Source organism: Corallococcus llansteffanensis (assembly GCF_003612055.1).
Lineage (GTDB): Bacteria > Myxococcota > Myxococcia > Myxococcales > Myxococcaceae > Corallococcus > Corallococcus llansteffanensis.
The window spans coordinates 1-2353 of record NZ_RAWB01000904.1; the positions used below are offsets into that span (position 1 = coordinate 1).

2 protein-coding genes and 1 pseudogene are annotated in these 2353 nt (G+C 69.2%); 2 read left to right on the plus strand and 1 reads right to left on the minus strand.

Annotated features, from left to right (window positions below; translation table 11 throughout):
* Both D7V93_RS45570 and D7V93_RS41900 read left to right on the plus strand, forming a co-directional pair.
* Positions 1-447, plus strand: a pseudogene (locus tag D7V93_RS45570) (energy transducer TonB); the annotation flags it as partial.
* A gap of 2 nt (positions 448-449) precedes the next feature.
* Complete coding sequence (locus D7V93_RS41900; protein WP_120648549.1) at positions 450-1634, plus strand: hypothetical protein; 1185 nt, start codon at positions 450-452, stop codon at positions 1632-1634.
* Between the two features lie 16 nt (positions 1635-1650).
* On the opposite strand, the gene D7V93_RS41905 is transcribed toward D7V93_RS41900, so the two are convergent.
* A complete protein-coding gene (locus tag D7V93_RS41905) occupies positions 1651-2088 on the minus strand; it encodes a YciI family protein (protein WP_120648550.1) in 438 nt (145 codons plus the stop codon).
* Positions 2089-2353 lie beyond the last annotated feature (265 nt).

Sequence of the window (2353 nt, forward strand, 5' to 3'; positions counted from 1 at the left end):
GTGGGGGAGGGGGAGGGGTATCTGCCCTATGTCTTTGAGCAGGCGCACTCGGTGAACGCCGCGCTCAGCTACCGCTTCGCCTTCGCCACCGTGGGAGCGGTGGCGCACTTCAACACCGGCCGGCCGGAGAGTGGCCAGTTTGGCTATCGCACCCAGCGCCCGGGCACCGACGCGGACGGAAACGAGGAGTGGATGCCCGTGGGCCGCGACGCCGTGGACCGGCTGCCCGCCTTCTTCCGGCTCGACCTGCGCGCCTCGCGCAGCTGGGTATTCGAGAACTTCGTGCTGGATGCCTACCTGGATGTCTTCAACGTCACCGCGCGCAGCGAGGCCATCTCCTACGAGTACGGCTATGAAGCGCCGCCCGGCCAGCCCGTGGCGTTGAAGAAGAAGAGGGTGGGCTTCCCCGTCATCCTTCCCACCCTGGGCGTGAAGGGGAGCTTCTGATCATGCGACTGTCGCGACTGCTTCCGCTCTGCCTCGCCCTGGGGGGCTGCGCCCTGGAGCCGGATGATCCCATCTACCTGTCCGGCACCGTGCTGGAGGCGGATGGGACGCCCTGGCGGGGTGGGCCGCTCACGTTGATGCGCCCGCGCAACACGGATCCCCAACCCGACGGGTACGGAGGGGTGACGGGCACGCCCCGCTACGAGCCCTGGGCGGAGGTGGTCCCCGACGCGGAGGGCCTCTTCCTCCACCGCCTCACCGCGCGCGAGGTGGGCGCGGACGGGCTGGAGCACCCCCACCCGTGGACGGACGTCACCGCCTTCCAGCTCCACCTGCCGCGCACGGACGGAGGCAGGGACTTCCTGTCGTTCCAGGTCGACCTGGACGCGGACCTGCCGCCCCTGCGCGCATGGAATGGCCAGGTCCACGCCGTGGAAGAGCGGGGGGGCGCCCGGCTGACGTGGGACGCGGTGGTGCCCACGGCGGACCTCCCGGAGCCGGAGTACTTCGTGCGGGTCCAGGGAGAGGCGGGCCTTGCCTGGCAGGTCCACGCGGGCAGCGCCGAGCCCTGGCTGGGGCCGTGGATGCTGGAGGACTTCGACGTCCAGACCCGGGTGCAGGCGGTGTCCAAGGGCACGCGCGTCTGGTTCAAGAACACGCTGTTCTACAGCGCCGTCGGGGAGTCACCGCCGGTGCCGTTGCCCTTCACCGGCCAGGTGCCCGCGAGCCGTGGCGCGGGCTGCGCGTTGGCGTCCGGCTCCTTCGAGCCATGTCCCCTCACCGATGGCAAGCTCGAACGCTTCCGGGTGTCCAACGAACAGGAGGCCCTGCCCAAGGCGGTCTACCTCGTGCTGAAGGAGCCCGTGCGTCCCCAGCGGGTCCTCGTGCGCGGGCTGACAGGCTTCGGCGACGTGCTCCACGTGGAGGGCTCCGTGGACGGAGAGACCTGGGTGCCCATGGGTGACAGCCCGATCATCCTGGAGCTCAACAAGGTGCCCTACGAGGAAGACGTCGCCGTGCGCTCCGGTGACGAGCAGTACCTGGACGTGCCGCTCCGCGCGGATGCGCCCGCGGTGGGACGCATCCGGCTGCGGATGACGAACGTGCTGTCGGACGGGACGGCGGCGGAGGGCCAGTTCTCCTCCCTGCGCGAGGTGTCTGTCTTCGGCGGACCGGGCATCGACTGAGCGCTCCCATGACGGGCTACGCCTTGTGCTGCTGCTGCTCGATCTGGAGGCGGAGTCTGTCCTCCTGCGCGCGCAGCTCGGGGGTGAACTCCGCCCCGAAGTCGTCGGCCTCGAAGATGGGGCGGATTTCGAGCTCGGCGTCCTCGCCGGGCATTGGATCCGGGCAGCGACGCGCCCACTCGACGGCCTCCTCCATCGACCGGACCTGCCACAGCCAGTAGCCGGCGATGAGCTCCTTGGTCTCGCTGAAGGGGCCGTCAACGACGGTGCGCTTGCCCCCCGAGAACTGGATGCGCTTGCCCTTCACGCTTGGGTGAAGTCCTTCGCCCGCGAGCATGATGCCCGCCTTGACGAGCTCCTCGTTGAACCGGCCCATGTCGGCGAGCAGCTTTTCGCTCGGCATGACGCCCGCTTCACTGTTCTTCGATGCCTTCACGATCACCATGACCTTCATCGTTGAGTCCTTTCGCTCGGGCGCCATGGGCGCCAGTGGGTTGTTCATCAAGGCGACGAGTGAGGCCGGGCAGGATCGACACGGCCGGAGGGAGTTTTCCCCAAGCGGGTGGCGATCCGGGGACGTCTTGCGGACTCGCCAGTGAAAACGCTCGGTTGTCGACTCCATCCGTCTCCGGCCCTGCTCCCGGTGTGCGATGGCGCGCAGGGCCCGCGTGAGCATGGCCTCGGCACCCCGCCCGCCCCACCGCTCAACCCTTCAGGAA